This is a genomic window from Sulfitobacter delicatus (genome assembly GCF_900102535.1).
Lineage (GTDB): Bacteria > Pseudomonadota > Alphaproteobacteria > Rhodobacterales > Rhodobacteraceae > Sulfitobacter > Sulfitobacter delicatus.
The window spans coordinates 130,736-152,622 of record NZ_FNBP01000008.1; the positions used below are offsets into that span (position 1 = coordinate 130,736).

The 21,887-nt window shown below is 55.9% G+C and carries 20 protein-coding genes, 1 pseudogene and 1 riboswitch; of the genes and pseudogenes, 11 read left to right on the plus strand and 10 right to left on the minus strand.

From position 1 onward, the window contains the following. Positions 1-239: 239 nt before the first annotated feature. Positions 240-2,258, minus strand: coding sequence for an ATP-dependent nuclease (locus tag BLS57_RS14070; protein ID WP_093743356.1), 2,019 nt, complete (start codon positions 2,256-2,258; stop codon positions 240-242). A gap of 375 nt (positions 2,259-2,633) precedes the next feature. On the opposite strand from BLS57_RS14070, the gene BLS57_RS19620 reads away from it, so the two are divergent. The 4 genes from BLS57_RS19620 to BLS57_RS14090 all read left to right on the plus strand — a co-directional run bounded on the left by BLS57_RS19620 (position 2,634) and on the right by BLS57_RS14090 (position 5,551). After that, entirely contained in the window at positions 2,634-3,200 is a 567-nt protein-coding gene (locus tag BLS57_RS19620; RefSeq protein ID WP_139186647.1) for a hypothetical protein, read from the plus strand. A 72-nt stretch (positions 3,201-3,272) separates the two neighbouring features. Continuing rightward, positions 3,273-3,599 carry a hypothetical protein gene (locus BLS57_RS14080; protein ID WP_093743358.1) on the plus strand — a complete coding sequence of 109 codons (327 nt, stop codon included), beginning with the start codon at positions 3,273-3,275 and terminating at the stop codon, positions 3,597-3,599. A gap of 220 nt (positions 3,600-3,819) precedes the next feature. Next, on the plus strand, positions 3,820-4,914 hold the full coding sequence (locus tag BLS57_RS14085) for a tyrosine-type recombinase/integrase (protein WP_139186648.1): 1,095 nt from the start codon (positions 3,820-3,822) through the stop codon (positions 4,912-4,914). A 223-nt stretch (positions 4,915-5,137) separates the two neighbouring features. Beyond that, entirely contained in the window at positions 5,138-5,551 is a 414-nt protein-coding gene (locus BLS57_RS14090) for a hypothetical protein (protein ID WP_139186649.1), read from the plus strand. A 1,164-nt stretch (positions 5,552-6,715) separates the two neighbouring features. Here the strand turns inward: BLS57_RS14090 and BLS57_RS14100 are convergent. Beyond that, complete coding sequence (locus BLS57_RS14100; RefSeq protein ID WP_093743361.1) at positions 6,716-7,597, minus strand: LysR family transcriptional regulator; 882 nt, start codon at positions 7,595-7,597, stop codon at positions 6,716-6,718. Between the two features lie 105 nt (positions 7,598-7,702). Here BLS57_RS14100 and BLS57_RS14105 point away from each other — a divergent pair, with 105 nt between their 5' ends. Genes BLS57_RS14105 through BLS57_RS14115 form a run of 3 tightly spaced genes read left to right on the plus strand, consistent with a single transcriptional unit; the run spans position 7,703 to position 10,089 of the window. Next, positions 7,703-8,683: an NAD(P)-dependent alcohol dehydrogenase gene (locus tag BLS57_RS14105; RefSeq protein ID WP_093743362.1), complete on the plus strand. Its 981-nt coding sequence runs from the start codon at positions 7,703-7,705 to the stop codon at positions 8,681-8,683. 48 nt (positions 8,684-8,731) lie between these two features. Then, entirely contained in the window at positions 8,732-9,175 is a 444-nt protein-coding gene (locus tag BLS57_RS14110) for a VOC family protein (protein WP_244153694.1), read from the plus strand. A gap of 38 nt (positions 9,176-9,213) precedes the next feature. Then, positions 9,214-10,089 carry an alpha/beta hydrolase gene (locus BLS57_RS14115; protein ID WP_167356438.1) on the plus strand — a complete coding sequence of 292 codons (876 nt, stop codon included), beginning with the start codon at positions 9,214-9,216 and terminating at the stop codon, positions 10,087-10,089. A gap of 305 nt (positions 10,090-10,394) precedes the next feature. Here the strand turns inward: BLS57_RS14115 and BLS57_RS14120 are convergent, their stop codons facing one another. Continuing rightward, the gene (locus tag BLS57_RS14120) at positions 10,395-10,988 is read right to left on the minus strand and encodes a Crp/Fnr family transcriptional regulator (RefSeq protein WP_093743364.1); all 594 of its coding nucleotides are present in this window, start codon (positions 10,986-10,988) and stop codon (positions 10,395-10,397) included. Positions 10,989-11,066: 78 nt separating this feature from the next. Between BLS57_RS14120 and BLS57_RS14125 the strand changes: the two genes are divergently transcribed. Continuing rightward, positions 11,067-11,615 (plus strand): hypothetical protein, encoded by a 549-nt coding sequence (locus BLS57_RS14125; RefSeq protein WP_093743365.1) that lies wholly within the window; start codon positions 11,067-11,069, stop codon positions 11,613-11,615. A 70-nt stretch (positions 11,616-11,685) separates the two neighbouring features. Here the strand turns inward: BLS57_RS14125 and BLS57_RS14130 are convergent, their stop codons facing one another. After that, positions 11,686-12,081 carry a RidA family protein gene (locus BLS57_RS14130; protein ID WP_093743366.1) on the minus strand — a complete coding sequence of 132 codons (396 nt, stop codon included), beginning with the start codon at positions 12,079-12,081 and terminating at the stop codon, positions 11,686-11,688. Between the two features lie 68 nt (positions 12,082-12,149). Between BLS57_RS14130 and BLS57_RS14135 the strand changes: the two genes are divergently transcribed. Together BLS57_RS14135 and BLS57_RS14140 are read left to right on the plus strand one after the other, a co-directional pair. Then, the gene (locus tag BLS57_RS14135) at positions 12,150-12,956 is read left to right on the plus strand and encodes a class I SAM-dependent methyltransferase (RefSeq protein WP_093743367.1); all 807 of its coding nucleotides are present in this window, start codon (positions 12,150-12,152) and stop codon (positions 12,954-12,956) included. 14 nt (positions 12,957-12,970) lie between these two features. Next, a complete protein-coding gene (locus BLS57_RS14140) occupies positions 12,971-13,804 on the plus strand; it encodes a methyltransferase domain-containing protein (protein WP_244153695.1) in 834 nt (277 codons plus the stop codon). Positions 13,805-14,022: 218 nt separating this feature from the next. Here BLS57_RS14140 and BLS57_RS14145 read toward each other — a convergent pair whose 3' ends face one another. Both BLS57_RS14145 and BLS57_RS14150 read right to left on the minus strand, forming a co-directional pair. After that, positions 14,023-15,657 carry a tetratricopeptide repeat protein gene (locus BLS57_RS14145; RefSeq protein ID WP_093743369.1) on the minus strand — a complete coding sequence of 545 codons (1,635 nt, stop codon included), beginning with the start codon at positions 15,655-15,657 and terminating at the stop codon, positions 14,023-14,025. 328 nt (positions 15,658-15,985) lie between these two features. Then, positions 15,986-16,339, minus strand: a complete 354-nt coding sequence (locus tag BLS57_RS14150; RefSeq protein WP_093743370.1) for a VOC family protein — start codon at positions 16,337-16,339, stop codon at positions 15,986-15,988. A gap of 305 nt (positions 16,340-16,644) precedes the next feature. Between BLS57_RS14150 and BLS57_RS14155 the strand changes: the two are divergent. Further along, positions 16,645-17,181 (plus strand): annotated as a pseudogene (locus BLS57_RS14155) (MetQ/NlpA family ABC transporter substrate-binding protein); the annotation flags it as partial. Between the two features lie 166 nt (positions 17,182-17,347). On the opposite strand, the gene nrdF reads toward BLS57_RS14155, so the two are convergent. Genes nrdF through nrdH form a run of 4 tightly spaced genes read right to left on the minus strand, consistent with a single transcriptional unit; the run spans position 17,348 to position 21,108 of the window. Next, positions 17,348-18,325: a class 1b ribonucleoside-diphosphate reductase subunit beta gene (nrdF, locus tag BLS57_RS14160; protein WP_093743371.1), complete on the minus strand. Its 978-nt coding sequence runs from the start codon at positions 18,323-18,325 to the stop codon at positions 17,348-17,350. Positions 18,326-18,333: 8 nt separating this feature from the next. Continuing rightward, positions 18,334-20,466 (minus strand): class 1b ribonucleoside-diphosphate reductase subunit alpha, encoded by a 2,133-nt coding sequence (gene nrdE / locus BLS57_RS14165; protein WP_093743372.1) that lies wholly within the window; start codon positions 20,464-20,466, stop codon positions 18,334-18,336. Further along, the gene (nrdI, locus tag BLS57_RS14170) at positions 20,448-20,873 is read right to left on the minus strand and encodes a class Ib ribonucleoside-diphosphate reductase assembly flavoprotein NrdI (protein ID WP_093743373.1); all 426 of its coding nucleotides are present in this window, start codon (positions 20,871-20,873) and stop codon (positions 20,448-20,450) included. The genes nrdE and nrdI overlap by 19 nt, the downstream gene beginning before the upstream one ends. 13 nt (positions 20,874-20,886) lie before the next feature. Continuing rightward, a complete protein-coding gene (nrdH, locus tag BLS57_RS14175; protein ID WP_093743374.1) occupies positions 20,887-21,108 on the minus strand; it encodes a glutaredoxin-like protein NrdH in 222 nt (73 codons plus the stop codon). A 106-nt stretch (positions 21,109-21,214) separates the two neighbouring features. Further along, positions 21,215-21,406, minus strand: a riboswitch (cobalamin riboswitch). Positions 21,407-21,887: the final 481 nt, after the last annotated feature.

Genomic DNA, 21,887 nt, shown 5'->3' on the forward strand with positions numbered 1-21,887 from the left:
CGATTGACATAATACACTTGGCGCTGGCGCGCTGCGTCGCCATGCGCAACTGCAACCTTATGGGTTTGTCATGAAATGAGATAACGCTCTCACGATCTGGCAACTCGCGCCACTTCAGTAATTCTTGTTTAATTCCTGCGTTCATTGCCACAACGGCACGGCCCTTGCGTGACGCATGCTCACTTACAGGACACAAAATGATCCCCAGCCGAAATTTCGGCTGGGGATCATTTTTTCTTCTACTTGAGTGCTGAATTTATTGCGGTGATTAGCTTTCCCCAGTTTTCTTTTTCTCCTGTGGTCAGCTCCTCAAATCCGTGATCCCGAGACCAGCGAATGAATGCCTTTGCTAATTTATACTTGGAGAAATCATCAAATTTACCTGCAAATACATCCACAATAGGTCTTGTTTTCTGAGTGGCAGCTTCGGCTGTAACATCCCAGCCCTCACCGGCACCAACTGCAACAAGCGTTTCGCGGAGCAAGTCCTCAATCTCAGATTTCGCGACTTCAGAGGTAATGTAATCGCTGGTCCGTAGAATTCGCTTGCTTCCCAACGTGTGGACCAACACCTCTTGCTTTGCTGCATTGTCTCCTGCTGAATCTGCATCCAATAACGCTGCAACCTTCAGATCTTGTGCATGAAGGATGGTGGCAAAGTAGGCTACTTTTCCAGCCGTATTTGCGGGAACAAGTGCAATTTTCGGATCCAGAGCAGCCTCTCCGGCCGCTCCAAACAAACCACTTACACTTTCCAGATACCAATAGTCAGTCAGTCCTTCCAGAATGAAATTCTTCTTCTGAGTAAACAAGCTTTGCGCAAGTTCATATCCAAGAGCCTCTTGTAGCGGAAGCAAGGCGGCTGGGTCATTTGCTGTGATAGAGGTATGCACTTTGGTACCGATCTTACGATCCTTCATTTCAACAACGCGAACCAAATCAAGTTCGTTGGGTCCCACCAAGAACGGTGAATGCGTCGTGTAAATCGTCTGATTATCTGTCGACAATCTCGAGATCGTGGAGCGGAACTCTTTTTGCTTCAGTGCATGTAGGCTTACACCTGGTTCATCGAGCAACAGTATCGCATTTTCATGCTCGTCTTGAGCTTCTGCAAAAAAGACAACGAAGAATGATACCAGCCATTGAAAGCCCTCAGAGCGTTGATCAAGCTCGATCTCCACCCCGAGGTCATCCTGGACAACAACTTTGAGGTATTGGCCATCCACCTTTAGGCGAAGATTGTCCGCTTCCCCCTTGCTCTTATCTGGAACCCAGACCTTACGAATTTCTTCAGTCAGTCGGACCTCTGCCGCATTCAATTGATATTGCCGCTTATCGAGTTGGTCTCGATACGCTTGCATTGCGGCCGCATCGCCTGCTGGCGGTTCGTTCGCATCGCCCAAATCAGCAAGCTCTTTTGCCGTGAATCCGAGTAGTTTCAGGAGACATGAATTGCCGTAGTCATATTGGTCGTCATCCAGAACGCCCGTTTCCAATCTTCTGGCAAGATGGCGCAAATGGATGTTCGGCCGAACTCTGAAGTAATTGTTAAACAAAACAAATAAAGGTCTTCGGCTGGAAAGCTCAGAAAGAATTTCTTTTCTCTTTTCAACAAAGTCAATTATATCCGTTAGGCGGTCAAGCCGATCTTCTTCTTTTTCGTTGTCTTCATCTACGGTTGGCGTCGCTTTGGTCAGCCAAGCTTTGAGTTCACTTGCCTGTTCCGATGTAAGGAAAACACCTTCGGAAAGCTTTGAAGTGATCTCAGCCAACTCATTGCTCAATCGAGCGGTTGGGGTTGCACCTTCCGGTGTAGCTGCTTGTTGCTCATCCAAATGAGCACACAGCCTTGTCAGGTCTTTTTGAATGCTGCCAAGGGTCGGACGCGAAGGCGCTCCGTTTAGTCTATGCCAACCCGAGTTATCCAAGTTTCTGCCATAGGTATAGGAGCAGCAACCCCATTCACTCGGGACAATGTCTCCGTCATCCTCAAGGGAAAATTCGGCCTCCACGACCGTAGTGTTGGAGGGATCAACTTTGCCCGTCGTGATGTCGTTGAAATTTCGCCGCGGATAATCCCGCAAAGAGTCAAATTGTTTGACGCCCGCTGGTGGATTAATTTGCTGTAGCGCCTGTAAAACCGCGCTTTTGCCAGCTTCGTTGGGGCCGACTAAGATAGTCTTGCCGTTTTCGACCTCAAACTCTTCGGTATCAATAATGCTGCGGTAATTTTGAATTCTAACCTTTGAAAGACGCAATGCTCATTTCCCTAACACATGAATTTAACTCAACCCTACGATGATAGTGGGTTAGAAACATACCACATTCAAGCGTGTAACCAGCGCTAAAACTGAGGCTATGAGTGCTCAGCGAAACAGTGTTAACGCCCCTGAAGCTTTGACCAAAGTGGCCTCCGGTGAAAAAGCCAAGGCTGATACAGAACTCGGCTGAGGTCTGGAAGCTTCGGGTTTTCACCAGCGGCTGGTTCATGATGGATCCCGGCACGCATAGCAGGCGTGCGTACTATGGGGGCCAGACGGCGTCTTTTGGGAACAGTCATCCTCTCCTTGCTTCCAAGAACCGCGATCGAAGTCGTTCCGCTGCTTACATACTCAGTCTCGCGATGTTTATTGATGGAAAAACATATCCCAGTTCCTCGAAAAACCCATGCGAAAAAAAATTCTAAAGTTTTTTCTTCGCGAAATTTCGAATTGACCAATGTTGTTACCGTGAGACGAAACGCACCATCATTTGCTCAAGAAATCACAGGAGAAAAACGAAGAATCCTCAGGCATGAACCCCGAAATGAAGCCGAAGAACAGGCATCTCCACTCTTGGATACACTCAAGCAAAGGATGAAAAATATGACGAACCACAACTCAAACAACGATCTTTTTGGCAACGCTGTCGATGCTGTCAGGGAGCACCTTCACAACGAAGGTGCAAGTTTGTGCACCTTGCTGGAAGCCCTCGAAGATCATTCTGCTCTCGACGCATTTCTCGATCTGAACATGGAGTTCGGGAAAGTTGATCCGGATGCGCCTGCAATACAGGGTGCTCTTCTGACGATCGTTGACCGGCTCGGAAGCCAGTCCTTCGAACACTTAGATATCCTCGCCCGCGTGATGAATTCACCCACTTCGGATGCAACCCGGTGGCACGGAGCGAAGGTGTCTGATCTGGTTGCACGGTTCCTTTAACGACCGATCCCCCATTTCATACCGCGTTCGTCAACGAGCGCGGCTCATCTCGGCTGAGAACGGAGACTATCAATGGATATAAAGACTGATCTGCGTGAGGTGACTGTGTGGCTGCGTTGCAGGTACTCGGTGCGTCACGTGCACATTTGTATCACACGCCACTACTGCTGCGGGGAGGACCAGATTTCCCAAGTTAAGATCACGACGATGGGAAGATCAGCCGAAAAGTTGGCATCGGCTGCAAAAAAAGCATTTGAGGCATTAGGGTACACTATCAACGACACAGGCGCAGACACCTACGTGATTAAAGAAGCAATGAGCGGCCTATCCAGTCATGAAGTTTTGGAGGCTTATGCACGAGTTGATGCCGCTGTGAACAAGGCAAGGTGCGAGCCGTAGTCGCGGGGCTATTCTATTATGCTCTCATCGTAAAACCCCACTCTCGATGATCGGATAGCAAAGCCTGTCACCCTCGGCAGGTACGAGCCTCGACTCTGGATCGGGCGTCGGATTTTTCATTGATTTTCTTTGTCGTTGAAGAATTCGGCCAAAGGTCCCGATGCAGAGTCGCTGACCTTAGCCAACCGGTCAAAGGAAAGCAATTTGGAGAAATGTTTACTTGGCAAACCCTTGGACACCTATCTGGCAGCAGAAAGACTCAGTTTGGATTATCGACTTCCGTGTGGGAGCCAGACGCATCCGCCGTCGCCTTCCGATCAAAGAAAAAGCCTTGCGCACGACGGCAGAACGAATGGCGCATGAAATTTATAATGAGGCGTGGAAGAAAGAAGTTCAGCCATCCCAATCCAGCAATAAGATATCATTCGCGAAAGCCGCTGAACTATACGAAATGAGCGGTGGTGAGGCGCGCTTTCTGCCAAAGCTTGTTCGATATTTCGGAAGCGACACGTGGATCGATGACATCGATGAAATAATGATCGCCAAAGCGGCAAATGATCTCCACCCCGGGGCCAAGCCAGATACCCTGCGCCGCCAAGTCCGTGTCCCAGTGCGTGCTATCCAGAACTTTATCGCAGGGAAACGGCGCCAAAAATCGACGGATGTCCGACGCCTCCGGTGGTTGTCCCCCGAAGAGGCAGAACGGCTCCTTGCAGCTGCCGGCGCCCCCGGTACTGTGGGTTTGAAGGACCCAAATCTGGAAACTCTTCGGAAGATTAGTTTCATGCTCGGAACCGGAGCAGGCCCGGGTGAAACCATGACCTTGGATCCAAGTGGTTGGAATCCGACAACGCGTCAATGGTGGTTGGACGGCACCAAGACCGTTTATCGCCCAAGGTTTGTTGTCCTACCCCAGCGAGCCGTGAATTTGGTCGGCCCAATTCCAGAGACCGGAACAGCATTCCCAGCTCCAAATGGCCAGCCGTACAAAATTCACGCGAACCGTGGTGCTCAGATGGCAGTTGCTTTTGGAAAAGTCCGCGACGGGGCAGGGCTTGGCCCAGACGTCGTCCCTTACACTTTGAGGCACACTTGGGCCACCTGGTTCTATGCGCAAACAAAAGACTGGGCTGCCCTGCTTGATCAAGGCGGCTGGGGGCGTTCAGACACAGCCAACCGGTATCGAAAGATCGCCCCTGCTGACCTTGCCAATAGATTGCTGGCCCATGGGTGGGATTTTCGGCCGGAACAGGGTGCGCCGGTTCGATTTGGCGAACTTGTATCCGTGAACTTCCAAGGGTCGGGTGCAGGTTGATGCCCCACTGCGTTTTGGAAGTTTTTGTCACTTCGATTTTCTTGTTTCACGCTCTTTCTGTCGAGAGCGCGAAACACGAAAATCGTCGTTCTTTTATACTTGGGACTGACAAGAAAACTCTCCGCTGCTCACAGAAGTCGGTCCATTTACTGCTCGGTTGGAAAAGGAGGGATCCGAGCGCTTGACCCCGCCACGAATGGCGCAAGCAACAAAGGAGACTACCATGAATATTCAAACCATCCAGCGCGATCATAAGACGATGGACGATCGCCTCAAAGCGTGTCGACAGTTTTTCCATCAACACGGCACCGCCGCAGTAAATGTTTCGACTTTGCTGGGCGGCGACCGGGAGTGCAGGAAATGTCTCCGGCTTATCTCGGAGATTGGTGACGCACAGATGCTGACCCGGTCACACAGGCTCTCACTCGTTGGCTTGCATAAGCTCTATACTCAATACGACGCCGCGGACTTCGACAGTGAAGATTTCTGGTATGTCGACATTCAGCCCGATGATCCGTGTGTCATAGAAATCTGTCTTCTGGCAGATCAACTTCTCAAGCTTCTCGTCGCCATCGCTGACGACGATGAGATTTCTACCTTTATTGCCCAGGAAGCGGCCACCCACGCGGTGGCATAGGGCCTCTATCTGACCTGGGTCCGAAATGTGCGTGGAAATCCGCACCTTTTGGATCCATGTCGTAGGCAATCTAATTTTAGAAAAGACCCGTTTAGAAACCTCTTTGAATTCCTTCCTGCAGCTTGTTGTTTTACCATGACAAATATAGCTGTCTTGCTTAACTTAACAGGATGAGTTCAAGCGATTGGTCCGATCCAGAAAATGACGCAGTAGTCGCATCCTATTTTGCGATGCTTAGCGATGAATTGTCCAACCGCTCCTACAATAAGGCGGCTCATAACAGGGTGCTGCAAGGGCAAATCGGGCGCAGTCGGGGATCGATTGAGTTCAAACTCTGCAATGTGTCAGCAGTGTTCCGAGGGTTTGGTCTTCCACTGATCAAAGGTTACCGACCCCGTTTCAATTTCCAGATGTCCTTGGCAGAGGCAGCGTCGCGATGGCTGGCTCGGAATCCTGAATGGGAACTGGCACTTCACAAAAAGGAGATCAGACAAATGGCGGAGCCATCACCACTTTTTGTGGGCGTGGCTGCGAAATTCAGAAACACCAGAGGAGAGAGCAAAGCTGTCCCTCTCATACAAGACGTTGCGCTGGTCCCAAGAGAGAGAGTGGCGGATATTCGCGCCAACACAAGGTAAACAAAAGTATAGAAAAATATCGACCGTATCCGCCGTTTATATTGGCGCGAGAGTTGAGGAGGAGGATAGGAAACAGTTTATTAGAAGAATGAGGGCGATCAAAATTCCAGTCTATAAGATGAGAATCAATAGCTACCAGTTGGGATTTTCCACTGTTGCACACAGAAAATAACCGCGACAACGATAGACCAGTGCAATCAGCTCAGGAAAACTAAATATCTCGCAACAAAAATTGAGGTTACAAGAGACTAATCTCACTAAAGCATGAACTGAGTTTTCCCGACGAGAGTCGGAAAAACCGCCATTCCTTGCGGATTCCGCGTCATCGAAGCTAAGGATGATGCGCCCGCAGCGAATTCCAAGAGGGTCCCGCACATCGGACCTTGAAATAGATAAAATGCTGGTCTCTTACTCCAATGTCCTCTTCAGGGAAGCACGCCGCAGCGTATCACGACGCCGTGAAGGTCGGCTCAGGGCCGATAGAGGTCTGACCATGTGTCTCGGCCTCGGCGGTAAGGCGATCGGATCAAAAACCCAGAAATGCCGCGCGTCGTTCCTGGAGAGCGCTGCAAAGGTAGTCGACGAAGAGCCGGACCCGGCGCACCCGGCGCAGATCGCTGTGCAGGAGAACCCAGGTCGAACGCCGCTGGTCGAGCTCGGTGCCGGGAACGCGTTGGATCTCGGGGAAGACAGCCGTGACCCAGGTCGCAAGGAAGGTCATCCCCGCGCCCGCGCGGACCAAGTGCAGATGCATTTCTGGGTCGGGCACAGAGTGGCGGACGCTCGCCTCCGGAAAGGCGGATTCCGCGATCATGGTGGCAAGCTCGGGCACGTCCCCGTAACCGATCCAACTCAGACCGCGCCCGTTGCGGTCTGCCGCAGGTAGCGCCCGGTCGATGTAGTCCCGCGATGCCATCACGCCGATCGACAGTGGAAAGAGCTTGCGCCCCACTGCGTCGTCCTCGATCGCGGCGGCGTGGCGGATCGAGACGTCAGTCTCATTCCGAGCGATCGAGTCGAGCGTATAGGCAAGCCGCAGCTCGATCTCGATCTCAGGATAGAGCGCGGCAAATTCGGCCAGCACCGGCGCCAGCAGGTAATGAGCTGTCATAGGGTCGGCCGAGAGCCGGATGCGCCCAGCGGCCTCGCGGTCGAGCCCCTGCACCGCATTGAACCCCTTGAGCAATGCCGCCTCAGCTTCGAGCGCCTGCGGCAGCAGCCGCCGCCCGGCAGCGGTCAAGGACAGGCCTTCCGCGCTGCGCCGGAAGAGCTGCGTGCCGAGCTGTGCCTCAAGCGCCTCGACTTGGCGGCGCAGGGTTGCATGGGTCCCGCCCAGTTGCTCGGCCGCGGACCTGAGCGAGCCGTGTCGCGCAACGGCAAGGAAGGCGGGAAGGGATTTCCAGTCCATGCGTCATCCGGATCGTTTTTGAACCACAGTGGGGCATCATAGGCCCTGCGCGGAACGAATTGAAACCTTTATTCCGATGGAAACCTAAGGAGCAAGGAGAACCCCATGACCGCGACCCGCTCTGCTTGGCACATTCCTCGCTATGGCCGCCCCGACGTCCTCACCCCCGTCACGCTTCCACTGGCCGAACCTGGCCCGTCAGAGGTGCTGATCCGCATCGAAGCTTCTGCCGTCACACGCGCCGACGGCATGATGCGCAAGGGTGAGCCACTGTTTGCCCGTCCTTTCCTTGGCCTGCGGCGTCCGCGGAACGGTCTGTCCGGAACTGGCCTGTCAGGCGAGGTAATCGCGATCGGCGACAAGGTCAGCCGCTTTGCACCGGGTGATATGGTCTTCGGCGAGGCCGGGATGCGCTTCGGAGCAAATGCCAGCCATATCTGCCTTGACGAGAGCGGGGTTCTGATGCTTAAGCCCGACAGCCTTTCGCATGAGGATGCGGCAGTTCTGTGCGACGGCGTGCTGACGTCATGGCACTACCTGTGCAACCTCGGTCGCGTCCGAAGCGGCGACCGTGTGCTGATCCTCGGCGGGGCTGGAAGCCTCGGCAGCGCCGCGGTGCAGATCGCCGCCGACATGGGCGCAGAGGTGACGGCCACCAGTAGCGCCCGCAACGCCGATCTCGTGGCATCCCTCGGGGCCACCTGCGTGATAGACTACGCCACCAAAGAGGCATTGCTTCGCGGCGCCGGATACGATGTGATTTTCGATACGGTAGGCGTCACGTCCTTCTCTGCCGCCAAACCTGCGCTGGCCGAGGCGGGACGTTACCTGTGCCCGGTGCTGACGCTGAGGCGCTTACCCGCGGTCCTGTTGTCCAGTCTCATCGGCCGGAAACGCGCGATGTTCGCAGCCGTGGGTCTGGAAAAGCCACACCGTTTGCGTGCAATGCTGGCCGAGATTATAATCCTCATCGATCAAGGCCGCCTCGCGCCGGTCATGGATCGAATATATCCACTCGCCGATTTAAAAGAGGCCCATGCCTACGTCGAGACCGGGCACAAACGTGGCAACGTCGTCGTGGTGTGATAGACGGGAACAACAATTTAGCCCCCAAATCTTACCGGAACTCCTATTATGAAAATGAACTACTTTGTCGTCGGGACAAACGACATGCCCGCATCTAAAGCTTTCTATGATGCTCTTTTTGAAGGCGAAGGTCTCCACAGCATGGCACCTTCGGACCGCATGACCTATTGGCTCGGCGAGGGTTTTGCCTTCGCCGTCTCGCGCCCTTTCGACGAAAGGCCGGCGACCATCGGCAATGGCTCGATGGTCGGCTTCTGCGTGGGCGGCAAGGAAGATGTCGAAAGGATGCACCGCCGTGCGCTCGAACTGGGCGGCACATGCGAAGCGCTCCCGGTCAGCGTGGCCCGAAGTTCTCTGCCTATGTTAGAGACCTCCACGGCAACAAGCTGTGCCTGTCCGACTGAACTGGCTCGAGCAGGCCAAATCGGTCTGGCGGCTATTTTCTTGAAAACCTGTTCTGCTTTATCCGCGACTAAGCAATCGCGTTTATAGTGGCGGGGTGGCAATCCATGGGGCCCGACGTGCATAGAATGCTAAAGAAGATTGTGGTCTTCGCCACTCTATCGGTCTCAGCCTATCTGATGATCGCGGTGGGTCTTATTCTATCGCAGTGGCCCACCCCGATTGCCCCCGGCGAAACGCTGGAATTCACGTCTCTCACTGACCAAGGTGATCAGCAGAACACGACAAGCGAATTGATAGCCTATCGTGCTCGGGATGGAGCAGACTTGTCTTTGCGGCATTTCCCAACTGCTGCTCCTACCGCGCCCTTGGCCGTCATTTTGCATGGATCGGGCTGGCATGGTGCGGCTTACATCCCGGTCGCGGATTATCTGTCGCGGCATTGTGGCTCCGAGGTTCTTTTGCCTGATCTGCGGGGGCACGGCGTAGCGCCCGCGATACGAGGTGATGTCGGCTACATCGGGGCGTTCGAAGACGATCTGGCGGATCTAATCGCGGCCTATAGGCGGCCCGAGCAGCCGGTATACATGATTGGCCATTCCAGCGGAGGTGGGCTTGTCGTTCGGTTTGCCGGTGGGGATCATGGAAGCGTGATCAGCAAGGCGGTGCTGCTCTCCCCATTCCTGAAATACGACGCCCCGACCATGCGCGACGACGCCGGGGGATGGAGCCATGTTCTTGTGCGCCGGATGATCGGTCTGACAATGTTGAACAAAATTGGCCTCGAGATGTTGAACGGACTGACGGTTATTCAGTTTCGGTTTCCACGAAAGGTATTGGACGGTCCGCAAGGTGCGACGGCGACGACCGGCTATAGCTATCGTTTAAACGCCTCATTTGCCCCCCGCGATGACTACCTTGCTGATATCGCCGAGTTGCCCCGCTTTCTCTTGTTGGCGGTGCCGATGATGAAGCCTTCGACGCTACATTGTTCGAGCCGGTAATGTCGGCGGTAACCGAGAACGGTGCCTATGAAATCCTTCCTGAAACCGGTCATTTGGATATCATTGAAGACCAAGATGCTGTCATGCGGACTTGCGAGTTCCTGCGGAACTGAGACCGACCCGGCTCGCGCTGCAATGTAACGGCGCAATGCGGTCCTCTTCAGCATCATGCTGACGGACGAACATATTTCCCTACTGCGGTGCGATTGCGGTAGGCCGCGCCTGTCGCACTGCCGCTTGGCGGCTTTAGGCCCTTGAGGTGGAATGTTATCCGTAGTCCGAAAGCCACAATTTGTCCGAACGCATCAACCCGCCGGTTTGGACTTGGCGGTTGCCTTTTCGCGAGCCCGCAGGCGGCTCAGCGTAACCGGTGTCATCCCCAAATAGGATGCGATGGATGTATGTGTGAATATGGCCTCATAGCCCGAGAAAGCTCGGCGAAACCAGTCGAGCCGTTCAGCCCCGCCAAGAGCTGCAAGGCACCACTCCCGCTGTGCTTTCTCATTCAGTGCATTTCGTAGGATCGTATTTGCCCAATCTCGAATGGGCTGAGATGCGACCATCTGATCTATGAGCAAATTACTGTCGATTCTGGCCAATAAGGCATCGGTCGTAGCCGTAATGGAAACGAGCGACACGCCATCCTGCGTTCGCGCGATGTTTGGCGTAACGACACAGGGACCAACGTAGAAGCCAACACACACCTCTTTGCCCTCTTCATCACAAATACTGCTCATCAAACACCCTGCCAGGACGACATACTCTCCTGTTTCGGGTTGTCCCTGGCGGCAAACGTGCGCGCCCTTGTCGGAGCGCCTCTGCTTCCAATGGGTCACAAAGTCCTCGCAGGCCTCCTCTGACAAATCAGATGACTGTGCAAGAAAGGTTTTCAGATCCATTTTGGCAAGCCTTATCAAATGATAATGCGGGTGGCTTCGTCTGATTGCATGTGTGGCTCAGAACAAGGAGGCCACAGAATGAAGAACGGATACCTTCCAGCGCGCGTCGGAAAAATCGCAATTGTTGCGGCGATACTGGCCGCCACCGTTTATTTTGTAATGGTCAGCGTCACACTCGCTCACCTCGAAGTCATTTCTGGACAGCGGCCCTTCGACATGCGTCCGTTCGGCTACAGTCCTTCAGATGCAGCCACGTTTCTCGAGGCTCTGGGCATTGATGGGCGTGAATACTATCTCTCACATCAAATACCTTTGGATATGCTTTATCCGGTCTTGCTCGCGATGACACTAAGCAACACAATTCTTTGGTTTGGGAGCCGCATGCCAAACAGAAGGCTCATGCATCTCGGTGTTTTCCTTGCGGTCGGCAGCGGGCTGTTCGACTATATCGAGAATCTCGGAATTGTGGCGATCATTCTAAGTTGGCCAGACTTAGCGGACTACGTTGTCTATGCCACAAGCGCGGCGACAATTCTCAAATCGGTCACTACAACTTTGGCGGTGAGCCTGGCGGTTCTCACCGGGCTCCTCTGGTCGCGCCAGGCAAAGGCGGGTGATTGCGCTTAAATGAGCAGTGACTTCTTCGGGCGCGCTGATCCGCCATTCAAGCGGCATTCGATCGCCTCTACTCTCCCTTTCATTGATGGATCACCGCATCGGCTTCGATCTCGATAAGCCATTCTGGGTTCACGAAGCGGTCGACAGCCATGATCGTGTCGACTGGACGGATTTCTCGGAAATACTCCTTGCGCACATCGATTGCGGCTTTCCAATTGTCGATGTCGGTCAAAATGATACGCGTGCGGACGACATGATGCAGGCCTGATCCGGCTTGCTCCAGCGCGGCCTTGATCACCTCGATGCACTGTCGGGTCTGCGCGGCAATATCGCTTAATCCAACAGTCTTTCCCTCCGCGTCGACAGGGGCGGTGCCACCGATCGAGATAAAAGGGCCAACCCGGACGGCACGAGAAAACCCGACGATGCCCTCCATCGGATTGCCATTCGAAATCAGTTCTCGGTCGAAATCCATGCTATGCTCCTCCTTGGATGCGCAGAATGTAACATGAATCGCACCCCCAAACGGTCGGAGGTGTGATAATGACACAAACGGAATTCGATGCCTGGAGTGCCGGGAAGAGTTACGAGCACTACATGGGCCGTTGGAGCCGCAAGATCGCGACAAGGTTCATTGATTGGGTTGACCCGCCCGCGAATCTCGCGTGGCTCGAGATCGGATGCGGCAGCGGGGCTCTTACTGCGGCCGTCCTGTCTCAAGCAAGCTCCAGTTCCATCCTCTCCACTGATCGATCCAATGATTTCGTCGCGCATGCGAAGGGGGAATTCATGGATGAACGAGCGGTCTTTCAAGTGGCCGATGCGACCGCACTGCCTTGCCCAGACGCCTCTGTAGATGTGGTGACATCCGGTCTGGTTTTTAACTTCATCCCTGACACGCAGATTGCCCTGGCCGAAATGCGCCGGGTGTTGCGCCCGGGAGGAATGGCAGCGTTTTACGTCTGGGATTATCCCGGTGGAGGCATGGGGTTCATCGATGCGTTCTGGAAAGCTGCTACCGAGATCGATCCGAATGCGGCCAATCTGGATGAGAGCGCCCGGTTTCCATTTTGCCAGCCGGAGGGATTGACCAAGCTCTGTGCCGAAGCTGGTGCCAAGGTGACGGTCTCGGCCACCGAGGCGGAAACTCGGTTCGCGGATTTCGACGCCTTTTGGCATCCCTTTACCTTGGGGGCTGGTCCGGCCCCAGCATACCTCCAAAGTCTATCCCGTCACCGAAGGCAGCGGTTGAAAGACTACCTGGCCACGAAGCTTGGGGAAACTGGCGCAGTTTCCATGCCTGCAAGAGCATGGGCGGTGAAAGCGCAATGGCCGGCGGCGGATAGCTAAAGAAGGAGGGATAGATGTCAAGATCTATGGAAACGGACACATTCGCGGCATTGGAGAAGCGTGAATGGGCAAAGGCGGACCTCGCGCAGTCCTATGCTCGGGTTTTTGCGAAGGCGGCAGACATGGTCGCTCCGTATCTGGCTCAGGCGGTCACGGCGACTGAAGACATGGAGGCGCTGGATCTGTGCTGCGGTCACGGCAATGTCGCCGCAGTTCTGGTGAAGGCGGGCGCGCAAGTGACAGGCCTCGATTTCTCGCTCGCGATGCTCGACATGGCGCGCGCCACAGTGCCTGATGCCCGCTTCGTCGAAGGCGATGCGATGGACCTGCCTTTCGCCGAGGCCACGTTCGACGCAGTGACGATCGGCTTCGGTATGCCCCATGTTCCGGACCCGCCAAGAGTTCTGGCAGAAGCGCGGCGTGTTCTGCGTCCGGGTGGTCGGATCGCCTTTTCGGTCTGGTGCGGACCCGAAGTGGATACTGCGCTGGGATATGTTTTTGGCGCGATCGCAGAGCATGGCGCGTCGGAGATAGCTCTGCCACCGGGACCGGGTGCAAATGACTATGCAGACTCTGCGCTGGCCTATCCCGCGCTGGAAGTGGCCGGCTTTGCCGGATGTCGCCAATCCCTGGTTGCTTCGGAATGGCAGGTGGAAGACCCCGGAGCGCCTTATGATTTCTTCTTGGAAGGCACTGCACGGGGCGGGGCGTTGTTGCGCCCGCAACCCGCGAAAAATGCCGCGGCCATCCGTGCCGCTGTGATTGAAAAGGTTCTCGAGAAACACGGACCAGGTCCCCGGTGGCGCGTCCCAATCCCGGCGGTGATCACCGCAGCCGACGCCGTTTAACTGATCAGCGCTCTTTGCGACCTTAGGGCGTTCTATGATATCTCCTTTGGAGACGTGGCTCGTCAGCGCTCGTCCTGCAATTTGGAAGGCGGCGTAACTAAGATCAGTCAGTCTCCGCCAGACCCGGCGCAGTTCACGCCGTTGTCCCAGTCAGCGAGCAAAGCTGCAAAAGAGCGAGGTCTCAAGCAAAGAGTGCCTGCTATTTGCGTAAGACTTCCCTAAGCCACGCTCGCTCGACACAGACAACTGGCCTGAATTGGGATGTCGGCGTGGGCAACAGCTTGATCCAGCAATTGCCGAATATGTGGCAACTCGACCTGTTCTCCACGGCGCATCAAACACTCATGCAGCCCATGCAAAGCCCAGACGTTGCGTGGATGTTGGCTTGGCCGCGGCAACTGTCCATCAAGGCCAAGATCGGCGCGATAGACGGCCTCGGCTTCGTCGTATTCGCCAGCCTCCAGCAACAGCGCCCCCAAGGCGTGGCGCGTGGGCTGTGGCCAGGACCACGGCTCTTCGTATTCCAGATTGTCATCGAGTTCGACGGCCCTGCGTAGATGATCGAGCCCTTCCAATTGACGACCTGCCTTAAAGGCAATCTCGCCTTTCATCATCGCTTCGCCCACGGCAAGCACGTCCCGCGCGGTGTTGTTGAACAACATCCGCGTGTCGGGAACCTTATCATATGCAGCGGCGAAATCAGCCATGGCCGCGCGCGCCTCGTCATGGCGGCCAAGATTGGCGAGTGAGATCCCCTTGGCATAATGGATCAGCGCATCTGTCGTGACGTATAGCTCCTTGTCTTGCGGTTGTTCGAGCTCAAGGATCTCAGACCACATACCAAAACGGATATAGACATGCGGCGCGGCGGCGACGAAAGTCTCGAAAATGTCGGGATAGGACCGCACCACTTCGTCAGGCACCTCTTCGCGCAAGCGCGTAGCCGCATTCACCGCCGCGCCCTTTTGGCCCAGAAACATTGCCCCGTAAGAGGCGAAATGCAGATTGTGGATACGATAAAGCGCATAGAAGTTCGCCGCCCCCGCGTAGGTTTTGAACCGGTCATCGACATCGGCCGCAGCCAGATTTCGATAGAGCACGTTCTGATAATCTCCACACAGAACGTCAATATGCGTGCCCATATGCACCAGATGACCGGCATCAGGCACCAGATCCTCCAGCCGATCGCCGTGACGCAAGGCACGCTCAGGGTGCGGCGACATCTCCATCAGGTGGATATACATATGAAGCAGCCCGGGATGTTCCCAGGCCCCCGTGATCTGGTCAAATGCACGCTCCAAGACCGTTATCGCCTCAGGCGTTGATGCGTTTGGGTTTGGAATGCCTCTCGCAGTATCCCATAGCTGCCAAGGTGTTCGGTTCATGAGCGCTTCGGCATAGACGAAAGTGATATCAAGATCGCGGGGGTGCGCCTTATAGACAGGCCTCATTGCAGCAGCAAACCCGTCGTTAAAGGGCTGGTAGTCTTCAACCTCGGGATCAGTTGGATAGCGTGCTGCCAACGCCTGAACCAGCGCGCGCTCTGCCGGTTTCGCCCCTTGCAGTGCGAGGCCCGCCTTGAGTGCAACATGCGCCCGCGCTAACGCCGGGGCTTTTTCTTCGGGCGTGAACACCTCCCAAGCCTTGTTGTAATTTGGGCCAATGGCATAAGCGATACCCCAATGGGCCAAAGCACAGGTCGGGTCTGCCTGAAGCGCTTTCTCGAAACAAACAATGGCTTCTTCGTGGTTATAGGCAAACAGCCAAACCAAACCCCGGTCGAACCATAGCTGGGCGCTCGGTAGGCCGCTGGCAGGGCGACTATAAACTCCCAGATCAAAGTATTCAGACATCGGTAAAGTTCCCTTGAAGCTGGATCAAAGTAGCACGGCCCCTCGTCGCCACGGAAATCTGCAGCGGCGAACGGCTGGTTTGTTCGCCTTCGCGGAGCTCGGTTTTCTCGGAATGCCGCGCACCTGCTCCAATGTCCGCTACAGGGAGCTGCGTAGCAGAGTTGAAAGCGTGCTTGGAAGGCAGCTAAGGGCCGTTCGCGGTGCTCCGACGGTTCGGGCGGGAACCGGACTTTCGCCGCGCTCTGGATAGAGGGCTGCTACGCGGACGAAGCTGACCCATAGCCATGTAGACTGAATGTCCGTTTACCGCATCCGGCATCCCGCCGTTTCACCGCTTATGCGAGAGCACGTTCAGAACCTTGCCGGTAGGATCGGCGACAAAGAACCGACGCACTCCCCACGGCTCATCTGTCAAGTCATAGCTGATTTCGCAGTCCATCGCCCTCGCTCGATCATGAACCGCGTCCACGTCATCGACTTCAATGGACAGGTCGGGAACCGGCGCCCCTGAGCCGCCTTCGCTCATAAGACTGACCTGAGTGGCCGCACGTTTCTCAGAACCGAGTGTAACGATCCACCCGAAATCCATCAGAACTCCGAGTCCGAACAGGTCAGTATAGAACTTTTGCACTTCGCTCGGAGCCTCTGCCGCGATGTTCGCGACAATACGCAGCACAGTCATCTGCTCACCTTTCAAACTGTCAATCTTCCGTAAAGTGCGGCAGTTACGATGAAAATCCAATAGTAGCCGTCGCGCTTATTGCGCTCCGCTAAAGCAGCCCTTCGTTCGCCCCGCAGCATCCGTAGAAGTGGGCCACTCCGGACGTTTGCGGCCCAACACGCCAAGGTTCGCACTGCGGACGTAGCTGACATTGCGCAGCTCTTATACTACGACTTCTCAGTCGGAGGGATAGCTATGGCGGAGTGTTTCAACGGCGGATGTAGATGTGGATTGGTTCGCTATCAAGGACCCGTCTGGAAGCTCCCATGGAAGCGCAGATGAAAGACCGTGGTTTTGCCCTGACCGTCGTCGGCAACTCAATCACCACACCGATGGGCGTTTATTCCGACAAGGTCAATGATATTGCCGCGCTGGGAGAGGGAGCCACCTTTGGCATCCCGAATGACCCGACCAATGGCGGCCGGGCGCTTCTGGTGCTGCAAGAGCTGGGCCTGATCAAGGTCGACCCCGCAGCTCGCCTTACTCCGAATGTGTTGGATATCACCGAGAACCCGAAAGACGTGTCGTTCAAGGAGTTGGACGCAGCACAACTGCCCCGTTCGCTGGCAGACCTTACCGCTGCGCTTATCAACACCAACTACGCGATTGCCTCAGGATTGAACCCAAAAGAGGAGTCCATCGCGATGGAAAGCGCTGAGAACCCCTAAGTGAACGTGATCGTTGTGCGTAAAGGCGACGAAGAGGCCGCTTGGGTCGAGACATTGCTGAAAGCCTATCACTCTGACGAGGTGAAAGCCTTTATCGACGAGAGCTACCAAGGCACTGTTATTACCTCTTGGTAATCTAACAAACAGCCCAGACACTGTCAGGCCATAGGCAGGTCTGGGCTGAACCCTTTGACGGGCGAGGTTTGGGAATAGGTTCGCGCCAACTACGCAGAGATACTAACGGTTCGCGGGGTGCCGGCGCTTGTGCCTGGCAGACGCGGTGAAAGCGCCTGCTATAAGGTCAGAAATTCCAGTCTTCATCCTCCGTCGCGACGGCTTTGCCGATGACATAGGACGATCCCGAGCCTGAGAAAAAGTCGTGGTTCTCATCCGAGTTGGGCGACAGGGCGGCCATGATCGCCGGGTTCACCTTGCAGGCGTCATCGGGGAACAGCGCCTCAAAGCCGAGGTTCTGCAGCGCCTTGTTGGCGTTGTAATGCAGGAAGTTCTTCACATCTTCAGTCAGCCCCAGTCCGTCATAAAGCTGCTCGGCATAGCGCGCTTCAATATCGTAAAGGTCAAAGAGTAGGGCAAAGGCGAAGTCCTTTAGCTCGGCGCGCTCTGCCTCTGGCAGCCGTTCATAGCCGCGCTGGAATTTGTAGCCGATGTAATAGCCGTGAATGGCCTCATCGCGGATGATCAGGCGGATCAGATCGGCAGTGTTGGTCAGCCGCGCCCGGCTGGACCAATGCATGGGCAGATAAAAGCCCGAATAGAACAAAAAGCTCTCCAAAAATACGCTGGCGATCTTCTTTTTCAGCGGGTTGGCGCGGGCGTCGTATTCATCAAGGATCAGCCGGGACTTGGCTTGCAGATGCTCATTCTCCGCCGACCAGCGAAAGGCTTCGTCCACCTCTGACGTGTGGCAGAGGGTCGAGAACACTGAGGAATAGCTCCGCGCATGGACCGCTTCCATAAAGGCCACGTTGCTCAGCACCGCTTCTTCATGCGGGGTGATCGCGTCGGCCATCAACGCGGGCGCGCCGATGCCGTTTTGGATCGTGTCGAGCAGGGTCAGCCCGGTGAAAACGCGGATGGTCAATTGCCGCTCTTCGTCCGTCAGCTGCGACCAGCTTTGCACGTCATTGGACAGCGGCACCTTCTCGGGCAGCCAGAAGTTCACCGTGAGGCGGTTCCAGACGTCGAGGTCAATCTCGTCCTCAATCCGGTTCCAATTGACGGCGCGGGGGACGGGGCGGGGGGAGATGAAATCTTTCATAAAGGGCCTCACAATGAGCAGGAAACACAGCCCTGCACTTCGGTCCCCGAAAGGGCCTCTTGGCGCAGGCGAATGTAGTAGATGGTCTTGATGCCCTTCTTCCAGGCGTAGATCTGGGCGCGGTTGATGTCGCGCGTGGTGGCGTCGGCGTGGAAGAACAGGGTCAGTGACAGCCCCTGGTCGACATGTTGGGTCGCCGCGGCATACGTGTCGATGATCGCTTCGGGGCCAATCTCATAGGCATCGCGGTAGAAGGCGAGATTGTCGTTCGTCATATAGGGCGCAGGGTAGTAGACCCGGCCGATCTTGCCCTCTTTGCGGATCTCGACCTTGGCCGTGATCGGGTGTATTGAGGAGGTCGCATAGTTTATATAGCTGATCGACCCCGTCGGTGGCACGGCTTGCAGGTTGCGGTTATACAGCCCGCTTTGCATGACTTTTTCGCGCAGCGCCGCCCAGTCTTCGCGCGTCGGCAGGTCGATGCCCGCTTGAGCAAAGAGGTCTTGCACGCGGTCCGTCTCAGGCAGCCAGTCGCGGGTGACGTATTTCTCAAAGAAACTCCCGTCGGCGTAAGTTGATTGCGCGAAACCTTTGAACGTCTGCTTCCGCTCCTGTGCCAAAGCGTTGGACGCGGTGAGCGCGTGGAACAGCACTGTGCAGAAGTAGATATTGGTAAAGTCGACCCCCGCGGCACTGCCGTAGTGGATGCGTTCGCGGGCAAGGTAGCCGTGCAGGTTCATCTGGCCCAAGCCAATCGCATGGCCTTCGTCATTGCCCTTGCGGATCGACGGGACCGAGTCGATGGCCGACATCTCAGACACGGCATTGAGCGCACGGATCGCCGTCTCAACCGTCCCGGCAAGGTCACCGCCATCCATGCTGCGGGCGATGTTCATACTGCCAAGGTTGCAGGAAATGTCGCTGCCCATCTGGGCATAGCTCAGGTCGTCGTTGAACTGCGATGCCTCGTTCACCTGTAGGATTTCAGAGCAAAGGTTCGACATGGCGATGCGCCCCGCGATGGGGTTGGCCGCGTTCACCGTGTCTTCGAACATGATATAGGGGTAGCCGCTTTCGAACTGGATTTCCGCAAGGGTCTGGAAGAAGGCGCGGGCGTTGATCTTGGATTTGCGGATGCGCGGGTCATCGACCATCTCGGCGTATTTTTCGGTGACGGAGATGTCTGAGAAGGCGCAGCCATAGACCTGTTCCACGTCATGCGGCGAAAATAGGTACATGTCCTCGTTTTTCTTGGCCAACTCAAAGGTCACATCGGGAATGACGACGCCGAGCGACAGCGTTTTGATCCGGATCTTCTCATCCGCGTTCTCGCGCTTGGTGTCGAGAAAGCGCAGAATGTCGGGGTGGTGCGCGTTCAGGTAGACCGCCCCCGCGCCCTGTCGCGCCCCCAGTTGGTTGGCGTAGCTGAAGGAATCCTCCAGCAGCTTCATCACCGGGATCACGCCCGAGGACTGGTTCTCAATCCCCTTAATCGGCGCGCCATGTTCGCGAATGTTGGTGAGCATCAAGGCCACGCCGCCGCCGCGTTTGGACAGTTGCAGGGCCGAGTTGATGCCGCGCCCGATGCTTTCCATATTGTCTTCGAGGCGCAGCAAGAAACAGGACACGAACTCTCCACGGGCTTTCTTGCCAGCATTCAAGAAGGTCGGAGTCGCAGGCTGAAACCGCCCTTCAATAATCTCGTGCATCAACTGCATGGCCAGTGCAGCATCGCCCCGCGCAAGGGCCAGCGCGTTCATCACCACCCGGTCCTCGTAGCGTTCGAGATAGCGCTGCCCGTCGCGGGTTTTCAGCGTGTAGGAGGTGTAATATTTGAAGGCCCCCAGAAAGCTTGGGAAGCGGAACTTCAGCGCAAAGGCGGCGTCCCATATCGCGTGAAGGTCGCTGCGCTCATATTGCGCAAGCACCTGCGCCTCGTAATAGCCCTCATCCACAAGGTAGCGCAGCTTTTCGTCCAGCGAATGAAAGAACACCGTATTGCGGTTCACATGCTGCAAGAAATATTGCCGCGCCGCCATCCGGTCGGCTTCGAACTGGATGCGCCCCGCGTCGTCATAGAGGTTTAGCATCGCGTTCAACGCGTGGTAATCGAGATCGGCGCTTAGGCTGTCATCAAGCATGGTATGTCCTTTTGAGCGGCGGTGAACCGGGCGAGGCCGGAACGGATGTTGAGGAGGTCGGTGTCAGTGCCGGCCAGTTCGAAACGGTAGAGCAGGGGCACCGCGCATTTGGCGGCGATGACCTCTCCGGCGCGGGCAAAGGTTGCGCCGAAGTTGCGGTTGCCACCAGCGATGACCCCGCGCAGCAGGGCGCGGCTTGCAGGCAGGTTCAGAAAGCGGATCACCTGTTTGGGCACCGCGTGACGGCCCATGCCGTCGGCATAGGTGGGGCAGACCAGAACGAAGGGCGCTGTGACCTGCGGCTGGTCAGTGCTGCTGCGAAGCGGCAACCGCGTGGCGGGCAGACCCAGCCGCGCAATCATACGCGCCGTGTTGCCCGACCCGCCGGAGAAATAGACAAGCTGCATCTCGCGCGCCCGGTCAGGACAAACGGTTGATCATATCGGGGCGGAACCCGGCCCAGTGGGCGTCTCCGGCCACCACGACGGGCGCTTGGCGGTAGCCCAAGGTTTGCACCCGATCCATCGCGGCGGCGTCCTGTGTCAGATCGACAAGGTCATAGTGCAGCCCGCGGGCATCCAATGCGCGGGTGGTGGCGGTGCATTGAACGCAAGCCGGTTTGGAGTAAACGGTGATGGTCATGTCGGTCGTCCCTATGTTCTGGCGATTGTCGGAACAGGGACACGAGACCATTCGGCGCAAATAGGCGGCGCCGAGTATCGCGCGCCCAGGCCCTCCGCCCGCGGTCGTCGTTTATAAGGCTTTGGCAGGTCTCCTGACTTGCGGCTCAAACGCCTTGGCCCGCCTTCCCAGTGCATCTGCACCAGTGGTTTCGGGCCTCGGCTTGCCGCTTACAGTTGCGGGGGCAGCGCCGGAATTTCACCAGCTTCCCTATTCGTCTGCGATGCGACTTGCAGACACCAAAGCAACATCATATAGATTTTAATACTAACCGAATGTCAATATATAGTATCGCGGTGGGGTTGCGTAGAAACGCAATAACCGCTGTGGTAGAGCTTGCGGTCAAGGTGAACACGACTGATCAATCCGCGCATTGCGGAGGGCTCACCTAAAGTAGGGCGGAAAAAGGACTTTAGCTGCACTATGGGAGTAAGGGCGGAGAGCAGACCTTCGCCGCAGCTGAACAGGATAGTCCTGTTCTAATAGAAAGCGGACGTTCGGCAGCTATTTCGAACATTCTAAAGCAGCGAAAGGGGCAAAGAGTCCAGCTTGAACGCACGAGGGCCGGAGCTCTTCGCAGTTGCAGCGTAGCTGACTCGGCAGGAGCGGCCCAAGCGGAATTTGACGTTTGCAGCGATGACCGCCGAGCCGGGACCCTAAGCAATCCGATTTTGCGATGCACCGAGCACACGTCTGGGGCGCCTAAAACATGTCTTGCACTCAGTGTTAAAATTCAATAA

Bases quoted from the DNA above. Each gene is read 5' to 3' on its own strand.
- BLS57_RS19620 (WP_139186647.1), top strand. From the start codon at position 2,634: ATGGAAAAACATATCCCAGTTCCTCGAAAAACCCATGCGAAAAAAAAT.
- BLS57_RS14080 (WP_093743358.1), top strand. From the start codon at position 3,273: ATGGATATAAAGACTGATCTGCGTGAGGTGACTGTGTGGCTGCGTTGC.
- BLS57_RS14090 (WP_139186649.1), top strand. From the start codon at position 5,138: ATGAATATTCAAACCATCCAGCGCGATCATAAGACGATGGACGATCGC.
- BLS57_RS14100 (WP_093743361.1), bottom strand. From the start codon at position 7,597: ATGGACTGGAAATCCCTTCCCGCCTTCCTTGCCGTTGCGCGACACGGC.
- BLS57_RS14105 (WP_093743362.1), top strand. From the start codon at position 7,703: ATGACCGCGACCCGCTCTGCTTGGCACATTCCTCGCTATGGCCGCCCC.
- BLS57_RS14110 (WP_244153694.1), top strand. From the start codon at position 8,732: ATGAAAATGAACTACTTTGTCGTCGGGACAAACGACATGCCCGCATCT.
- BLS57_RS14115 (WP_167356438.1), top strand. From the start codon at position 9,214: ATGCTAAAGAAGATTGTGGTCTTCGCCACTCTATCGGTCTCAGCCTAT.
- BLS57_RS14120 (WP_093743364.1), bottom strand. From the start codon at position 10,988: ATGGATCTGAAAACCTTTCTTGCACAGTCATCTGATTTGTCAGAGGAG.
- BLS57_RS14125 (WP_093743365.1), top strand. From the start codon at position 11,067: ATGAAGAACGGATACCTTCCAGCGCGCGTCGGAAAAATCGCAATTGTT.
- BLS57_RS14130 (WP_093743366.1), bottom strand. From the start codon at position 12,081: ATGGATTTCGACCGAGAACTGATTTCGAATGGCAATCCGATGGAGGGC.
- BLS57_RS14135 (WP_093743367.1), top strand. From the start codon at position 12,150: ATGACACAAACGGAATTCGATGCCTGGAGTGCCGGGAAGAGTTACGAG.
- BLS57_RS14140 (WP_244153695.1), top strand. From the start codon at position 12,971: ATGTCAAGATCTATGGAAACGGACACATTCGCGGCATTGGAGAAGCGT.
- BLS57_RS14145 (WP_093743369.1), bottom strand. From the start codon at position 15,657: ATGTCTGAATACTTTGATCTGGGAGTTTATAGTCGCCCTGCCAGCGGC.
- BLS57_RS14150 (WP_093743370.1), bottom strand. From the start codon at position 16,339: ATGACTGTGCTGCGTATTGTCGCGAACATCGCGGCAGAGGCTCCGAGC.
- nrdF (WP_093743371.1), bottom strand. From the start codon at position 18,325: ATGAAAGATTTCATCTCCCCCCGCCCCGTCCCCCGCGCCGTCAATTGG.
- nrdE (WP_093743372.1), bottom strand. From the start codon at position 20,466: ATGCTTGATGACAGCCTAAGCGCCGATCTCGATTACCACGCGTTGAAC.
- nrdI (WP_093743373.1), bottom strand. From the start codon at position 20,873: ATGCAGCTTGTCTATTTCTCCGGCGGGTCGGGCAACACGGCGCGTATG.
- nrdH (WP_093743374.1), bottom strand. From the start codon at position 21,108: ATGACCATCACCGTTTACTCCAAACCGGCTTGCGTTCAATGCACCGCC.